Source organism: Methanofollis sp. (assembly GCF_028702905.1).
GTDB lineage: Archaea > Halobacteriota > Methanomicrobia > Methanomicrobiales > Methanofollaceae > Methanofollis.
In genome coordinates this window covers 1-6,620 of the sequence record NZ_JAQVNX010000110.1, presented here as the reverse complement: position 1 = coordinate 6,620, position 6,620 = coordinate 1, and the positions used below count along the sequence as shown (strand labels likewise).

General features: G+C 63.5%; 8 protein-coding genes and 1 pseudogene. 4 read left to right on the top strand and 5 right to left on the bottom strand.

Going from position 1 to position 6,620, the window contains the following annotated elements:
• The 5 genes and pseudogenes from PHP59_RS10770 to PHP59_RS10750 all read right to left on the bottom strand — a co-directional run.
• Nucleotides 1-226, bottom strand: a pseudogene (locus PHP59_RS10770) (protein-L-isoaspartate O-methyltransferase); the annotation flags it as partial.
• A 9-nt stretch (nucleotides 227-235) separates the two neighbouring features.
• Complete coding sequence (locus PHP59_RS10765) at nucleotides 236-1,345, bottom strand: SufD family Fe-S cluster assembly protein (RefSeq protein ID WP_300166813.1); 1,110 nt, start codon at nucleotides 1,343-1,345, stop codon at nucleotides 236-238.
• A complete protein-coding gene (locus PHP59_RS10760) occupies nucleotides 1,330-2,061 on the bottom strand; it encodes an ABC transporter ATP-binding protein (RefSeq protein ID WP_300166811.1) in 732 nt (243 codons plus the stop codon). The genes PHP59_RS10765 and PHP59_RS10760 overlap by 16 nt, the downstream gene beginning before the upstream one ends.
• A gap of 223 nt (nucleotides 2,062-2,284) precedes the next feature.
• On the bottom strand, nucleotides 2,285-3,448 hold the full coding sequence (locus PHP59_RS10755) for a hypothetical protein (RefSeq protein ID WP_300166809.1): 1,164 nt from the start codon (nucleotides 3,446-3,448) through the stop codon (nucleotides 2,285-2,287).
• Nucleotides 3,449-3,490: 42 nt separating this feature from the next.
• Entirely contained in the window at nucleotides 3,491-4,285 is a 795-nt protein-coding gene (locus PHP59_RS10750) for a TIGR01458 family HAD-type hydrolase (protein WP_300166807.1), read from the bottom strand.
• A gap of 105 nt (nucleotides 4,286-4,390) precedes the next feature.
• On the opposite strand from PHP59_RS10750, the gene PHP59_RS10745 reads away from it, so the two are divergent.
• The 4 genes from PHP59_RS10745 to PHP59_RS10730 all read left to right on the top strand — a co-directional run.
• The gene (locus tag PHP59_RS10745; protein WP_300166805.1) at nucleotides 4,391-4,888 is read left to right on the top strand and encodes a hypothetical protein; all 498 of its coding nucleotides are present in this window, start codon (nucleotides 4,391-4,393) and stop codon (nucleotides 4,886-4,888) included.
• Between the two features lie 47 nt (nucleotides 4,889-4,935).
• On the top strand, nucleotides 4,936-5,445 hold the full coding sequence (locus tag PHP59_RS10740) for a hypothetical protein (RefSeq protein WP_300166804.1): 510 nt from the start codon (nucleotides 4,936-4,938) through the stop codon (nucleotides 5,443-5,445).
• Nucleotides 5,442-5,966: a nucleoside-triphosphatase gene (locus PHP59_RS10735; protein ID WP_300166802.1), complete on the top strand. Its 525-nt coding sequence runs from the start codon at nucleotides 5,442-5,444 to the stop codon at nucleotides 5,964-5,966. Before PHP59_RS10740 ends, PHP59_RS10735 begins: the two co-directional genes overlap by 4 nt.
• A 20-nt stretch (nucleotides 5,967-5,986) precedes the next feature.
• Nucleotides 5,987-6,620: ROK family protein (locus PHP59_RS10730; protein ID WP_300166800.1), on the top strand; the 634-nt coding region annotated here is incomplete at its 3' end.

Genomic DNA, 6,620 nt, shown 5'->3' with positions numbered 1-6,620 from the left:
CGAGAAGTTCTGTCATCACCGCGACGATATAGGGCTGGGAGATCGTCTGCCCGCTCCCGATGGGGAGGGGGTGGTCGCCATAGGCCGCGCCCCCCAGGCCGGGCGGGACAAACAGGTGGCGGGGGACCTCGAGCATCGCGGCGACGACCCGGGCGCTCCTGACACCCCGCGCCCGGATCTGCTGGTCCACCATCTGGCGGCGCGCCTCCGTATAGTCCCTCTCCATCTCTGTCTCTCAGTAGCCTGCTTCTGAGGCGTCGATCGCAGCGTCGATCTGCTTCTGGAGCACCGGCGGCAGGCCCTCGATCTTCACGTCGAGGAAGCCGCGGATGATCGTCGATGTCGCCTCCTCCTCGGAGAGGCCGCGGGCCATCAGGTACTCGATCTCGTCCTGTGCGATCTTGCCGACAGCCGCCTCGTGGGAGAGTTCGGTGCCGGTGACCCTGCCGTCGATCTCGGGGATCGCGTGGATCGTGCCGTCGGTGAGGATCAGACCCCTGCACTCGATATGCCCTCTCGTCCCTTCTGTGGCGCCGATGATCTGGCCGCGGGAGATGATGGTCCCGCCCCTGGTGATGGCGCGGGTCACGAGTTCGGCGCTGCTCCCCTTCCCCTGGAGGACGGCGCGGGAACCGAGGTCCAGGTGAGAACCCGGGTGGGCGACGACGATGGAGGAGAAACGTGCCGTGGCGTTTTCGGCAAGGGTCGCCTCAGGGTACATCTGGACCCGAGAGACCGGGTGCATGCAGACGTAGTTGGAGATGAAGACGCCGTTCTCCTCGACGATCGCGGCGCTCCGCGGGTAGACCGAGATGTGCGGGTTCCAGTTGTGGATCATCGTCGAGGTGAGGCGGGCGTTCTTGCCGACATAGAACTCGGTGACACCCAGGTGCGAACCCCTCTTTGCCCCTTCGGAACTGGCGCACCCGGAGATGACATGGAGTTCGGCCCCTTCCTCGGCGATCATGATATTGTGCACCGTCTGGACGGGGGCGGCAGAGAGGTACAGGCAGGCCTGCACCGGGAAGACGGCGCGGGTGCCCTTGTGGGCGATGACGACGACCCCCTTCGGGTTCTCCTGCTTCGCGACGAACTTCGTGTACTTGTCCTTGTCCTTCCTGACGGCGTTCCAGTACCTGTCGGCCATCCAGTCGTATTTCTTCAGGGCATCCCCGAGGGAGAGAACCTCGACCCCCTGGGCCGAGCAGGTGGTCTGGAGGATCTTCTGGTCCATCTGGAAGAAACTCCCGCACCTGTTCTCCATGCCGACGTCGAGGCCGGTCTGGGTGAGCCGCTCCTGTTCGGCTTTCGGGAGGGTAAAGAACTCGTTCATATCTGCTGGCATGCGAGGCACTCCTTGTATCCTTTCTCCTTGATCACGTTGAGGATCTCGCGGGGGTTGCCGTGGCACCGGATCAGCCCGTCGATCATCACATGGCCGAAGTCGGCCTCGATATAGTTGAGGATATGGCCGGTGTGGGTGATGATAAGACCGCTCTTCTGGCGGTTCATGATGTGCAGGTCTTTCTGGAGGAGCCGGGCGATGGAGTTGCCCATCAGGGAGATGTTCTCCAGGTCGACGCCGCTTTCCGGCTCGTCGGCCATGACGAAGTCGGGCCTCTGGACCATCAGCTGGAGCACCTCGCTCCGCTTGATCTCCCCACCCGAGAAGCCCTTGTTGATGTCCCGCTCAAGGAACCCCTCCATGTTCACAGACCTGGCATATCCCGGGATGTCGCCGGTCTTGCCGCCCGCGACAGCGGTGAGGAGTTTGCCGAGCTTGAGGCCGGAGATCGTCGGCGGCCGCTGGAAGAGCATGCCTATCCCCAGTTTTGCACGCTCATGGACGGGCATGTGGGTGATGTCCCTGTCATTGTAGAGGATCCTCCCCCCGGTCACCTGGTAGTTGCCGAACCCCATGATCGTCAGTAACAGGGTGCTCTTGCCTGAACCGTTCGGGCCCATCAGGACATGCGTCTCCCCGTCGTTGATCTGGAGGTCTATCCCGTGCAGGACCTCGCGGTCCCCGATCTTGACCTTCAGGTTCTCAATCTTGAGCATGAATATCCCTCCAGAGTATATCAGAAAATGGGAATAAACAGTTATCGGCATGGCCGTCACTTTCACCCCCCGCCCGGCCAGGCATTGAATACCCCCCTGCCGACCCCCTGACCATGACAGACATAACCTTCTCCGCGATCGCCGAGCGTGCACAGGCCTATCCGGCCGTTCAGAGGAGGAACCAGATCTCGAAGGCCGCCTTTCTGGCGAGGAAGACTCCTTCTCAGGATATGCCCGCTTCAGGCCCCTCCCCTGTCTGCATCGTGGTCTGAGCCAGGGGACGGTCGCGGAGCCACCGATAGGTCGCGGCCCGATCAGATCGGTGGCCGAGAATATAGGCCGAGGCCTCCAGGGCCTCGTCGAGCCGTTTCTTCTCTCTGTCGTGGGCCTGCAGGGCGGTGTTGTAGGCTGCGGCATCTTTGTTGAACGCGATGATGCCTGCATTGTACCTCGCTGTATCCCCTTCCCGGAGCATCTCTTCCAGCTGATCCTTCTCCTCGATGAGCCTCAACTCTTCGGCCCGCAACGCCGTCATCTCTCGATCGAGGGCCATGCCAAGGGCTGCGGTGATCTCCTCGGCCTCCCTTTCCCGCATCTTGATATATGCGGTTTCGTCGCCGCTCGTGTAACTCGCCGTGCCGTTGCCGATGCCGATGACCAGCGGTTCTTCGGAAAGCCTTGCGCCGTTTGCGAGGACTTCGGGGACCGATCCGACGAACCCGATCTCTGTCGTCTCGATGTAGATATAGTCGGTCGACCCGAAGGTGGTGTGGTCGCCTGCGATGCCGACAGCCATGTGGGAATCATTCACGAAGTCGAGGAGGGCGACGTCATATCCTGCCCGCGAGAGGAGGGCGGCAAGGAGGAGGCTCTTGTCGTCGCAGTCCCCGGTGCCTTCCGCGATCGTCTCGACCGGGAACTTGGGCGGCGTGCCGTTCGGGTGGTGTTCGTACGGGATCGCCTGCACGAAGGCGGTGACCAGTTCAACATAACGGTCGGAGTCCAGGTCTTTTTTGTCTCTCAGGTCGGAAAAGGCGTGGAGAAGTTTACCGTACAGGGTCTCCTGGTGGGAGTCGTCGATGAAGGCGCGGTAATATTCTGTCATCCAGATATCGTCGGAGAGGTTTTCGTAGAGAATGGCGTTCTTCGATCCCCCTCGTGCGCCGCTGTAGACGGCCATGTCTACAGGCATGCAGAGGCGGTAGGTGCTGTCCTCGAAGGAGAAAACGAACTCGGAGTCTCCTGTCTCGTCGGTCTCCGAGGCCGGTGTGATGGACGGATAGATTGCCGCGGGCCTCAGGAACGGCATGACCCCTGACGCCACGATGATGCATGCGCACAATATCGTGATCCCGATGAAGAATGCCCTGCGTATCTGTTCGCTCATTCTCTCCTCCCCCCGCCGTTCCGGCGAGAGTCGCAGTTATCTCTATATATATGTTGCTTCGATGACCGCCGGCAGGTCGGCGACAGAACCGAGGAGGTGGTCAGGCTGGTACGGGGCGGCGTCAAAAATATCTTTTCTGAACTTTCCTGTCATGACAAGGGCCGTCCTCATCCCTGCTCCTTGCGCCCCGCCGATGTCTGTCCTGATGTCGTCGCCGACCATCAGCGCCTCTTCCGGGGGAACCCCCATGTCGGCGAGGGCGAGGGAGAAGAATGCGGCCGAGGGTTTGCCGACGACCGTCGCCGTTTGGCCGGTGGCATATTCGAGGGCGGCGACGAAAGGCCCTGCAGAGAGCATCAGGCCGTCGTCGCCCATCCAGTACCTGTCCTTTTCGAGGGCGACGATCGCGGCGCCGTCCAGGACCATCCTGAAGGCCCTGTTCATCGCGGCATAGGAGAAACCGTCGCCCGCGTCGCCGACGACGACGGCCTCCGCGTCGTCCTCGGCGAGGGGTATGCCGGCAGCCTCGAAGTCTTCCCTGACCCCTTCTTTTGTGAGGAGGAATGTCCGCTTTCCGGCCAGGTGCCTGACCGCTGCGAGAGGGGGGTTGAAGACGAGACCTGCATCGATCTCATAGCCATATCCCCGTAATTTTTCCGCGATCGAGCGGCGGGACCTGCTTGTCGTATTCGAGACGCACCTGAAGGGGATGCCGTTGTCCCTGAGCCATGCGACTGCCTCCCTCCCCCCTTCGACGGCCTGCCCACCGACATAGAGGACGCCGTCGATGTCGAGGAGGACGCCTCTGATCTCTCTCTTCCCTGCCTTCCCTGCCATAGTATATCTCCGGGTGTGGTCTTCAGGATCTATCGTGCGGACACCTTTTATATGCGTGATCGTATATTTCTGCCCGGCACCGATGGTGCCGGGAGGAGAGAAAAGATGGTGGAGATTACTGACATCCCTGCAGAGGTGCGGTGGAGTCTGGCGACGCGGGGGGCGAGTGCGCTCCCCCTGGCGTATGCAAAGGTGTACCGCGAGAGACATGGGGGCGAACTCGGCGAGATCTCGGGGGCGATCTGGACCGAGGCGGGAAAGACGCAGGGGGCGCTGGCCCGCGCCTTCACCATGCCCCTGAAGAACGCGGAGGACGTGACTAGGGCCTTCAGCACCCTCTCGACGGTGATGCTCGGGCCCGAGCTGAAGGGGGAGGTGCAGGTCGCGCAGGACCGCGACTGCGCCCGCGTGGTTACGACGTCCTGCCCGTACCTCTCGCGGGCAGGGGAGATGGGGGAGGCTTCGGAGACTATCTGCCCGGATTGCAGGGCCTACTGCACCGCGGCGGTCGAGAGCCTCAACCCTGCCTACGGGATCGCATTCGGGAGCCGGATGTGCCTGGGCGGGGAGACGTGCCAGATGACGATCGAGCCGAAGAGGTGAGGATTTAAACCCCGGCTGCGTCCTCTTTTTCCGGGGTGTATGGTGGTATGCCGAAAGACCTGATCGAAGAGATTCCGCCCCTGGCCAGGTGGCGGTTTGCGACGCGGGCGACCTCCCTCCTCCCGGCCCTGTACTCGCGGGCCCTGCGGGAGGGGGAGGGCACGGTCGAGGAGAGGGAGCAGTTGATCTGGTACGAGATCGGCCGGGAGGTGGGGGAGATCGCGGAGACCTTCGGCTTTCCCACAGAGACCGCGGAGGAGATCTCCGAGGTCGTCAGGGCAGGGGCCGTCGTGCTCTTCGGCCCTGACTTCAGGGTCTCCGTCCTTGCCACTTCTTCGGAGAGGGCGACGGTCGTGGTGAAGGCATGCCCGTACACCCGGTGCCTGGCCGGGGCCGGGGGTGACACCGCCACCGGTTTCTCCTGGTGTTTCCCCTTTGCCGTCTCCGCGGTCGAGCACCTCAACCCGGCCTTTACCCTCCGTTTTGTCCGGGCCCGGTGCATGGGCGAGGCGCAGTGCGAGATGACAGTCAGGAGGAAGGAGGAGTCCGAACTATGAACAATGTGAAGAACCTGCTTTTCACCGGGGCGCCGGGCGTCGGGAAGACGACCCTGCTGCTGCGGGCGGTGAAGGGGATGGAGGGGATTGCCGGGTTCTATACCCGGGAGATGCGGGAGGGCGGCGAGAGGTGCGGTTTCGAGATCGTCGGTTTTGACGGTAGGCGGGCCCTTTTTGCCCATACGCGGATAGGGGGGCGCCCCATGGTCGGGCAGTACGGTGTCAACCTTGTGGCTTTCGAGGGTTTTCTTGCAGCGACGCCGTTTTCCGGTCCTGGCGTCCGCCTTCTGGTCATCGACGAGATCGGGAGGATGGAGTGCCTCTCTCCTCTCTTCAGGGATCATGTCACCGCCTTCCTGGATGGGGAGGTTCCGGTCGTGGCGACGGTCGCCTTGCGGGGGGACGAGTTTGTCGAGGCGGTGAAGCGGCGCCCCGATGTCCGGGTCGTCACCGTGACCAGGGAGAACCGGGACACCCTGCTGCCTGAGGCTCGCCGGGATATCGCCGCCCTCGTGGAGTGAGAGATGGGCGGTCTGGTCTGATGGCGGCTGCGTGCGTCGTCGCCGTCGATATCGGTGCGACCCATTATCGTGCTGCCCTCGCGACTGCGGACGGGGTGGTAGTGCGCATGGCGAGCGGGGAGACCCCGCGGACCGGGACGTCCGGCCTGACCGTGACCGCCGCCGTTGCTGCGGCCGTCGACGCGGTCATCGTCGGCGCCTCGCCGTCGGCGATCGGCATCGCCTCGGCCGGCCCCCTGGACCTCGCCGCGGGCGGGATCGTCAGGTCGCCGAACATGGCCTTCCCCGAGGTGCCGCTCCGCGATCCCCTGGAGGAGCGGTTCGGCCTGCCTGTTCTTCTTCTGAACGACTGCCGGGCCGGCGCCCTCGGCGAGAGGTGGCAGGGGGCCGGGCGGGGTGTCGAGAACCTGGTCTATGTCACCCTCTCGACAGGGATCGGCGGTGGGGCGGTGGTGAACGGCCGCCTGCTCCTGGGACGGTCGGGGAACGCGGGAGAGGTCGGCCACCTCTTCGTGGACGCAGAATATGGATGCGTCTGCGGCTGCGGCTATCCCGGCCACTGGGAGGCCTATGCCTCGGGGACTGGGATGCCCCATTTCTTTTCGGCCTGGGGGGATGAGCAGGAAGTTGTGCCGTCCTTCGACGCCGCGACGA

What these genes read in the sequence shown, in the direction of transcription:
- PHP59_RS10765 (WP_300166813.1), bottom strand. Translation starts at nt 1,345, where the DNA reads ATGCCAGCAGATATGAACGAGTTCTTTACCCTCCCGAAAGCCGAACAG.
- PHP59_RS10735 (WP_300166802.1), top strand. Translation starts at nt 5,442, where the DNA reads ATGAACAATGTGAAGAACCTGCTTTTCACCGGGGCGCCGGGCGTCGGG.
- PHP59_RS10755 (WP_300166809.1), bottom strand. Translation starts at nt 3,448, where the DNA reads ATGAGCGAACAGATACGCAGGGCATTCTTCATCGGGATCACGATATTG.
- PHP59_RS10745 (WP_300166805.1), top strand. Translation starts at nt 4,391, where the DNA reads ATGGTGGAGATTACTGACATCCCTGCAGAGGTGCGGTGGAGTCTGGCG.
- PHP59_RS10740 (WP_300166804.1), top strand. Translation starts at nt 4,936, where the DNA reads ATGCCGAAAGACCTGATCGAAGAGATTCCGCCCCTGGCCAGGTGGCGG.
- PHP59_RS10750 (WP_300166807.1), bottom strand. Translation starts at nt 4,285, where the DNA reads ATGGCAGGGAAGGCAGGGAAGAGAGAGATCAGAGGCGTCCTCCTCGAC.
- PHP59_RS10760 (WP_300166811.1), bottom strand. Translation starts at nt 2,061, where the DNA reads ATGCTCAAGATTGAGAACCTGAAGGTCAAGATCGGGGACCGCGAGGTC.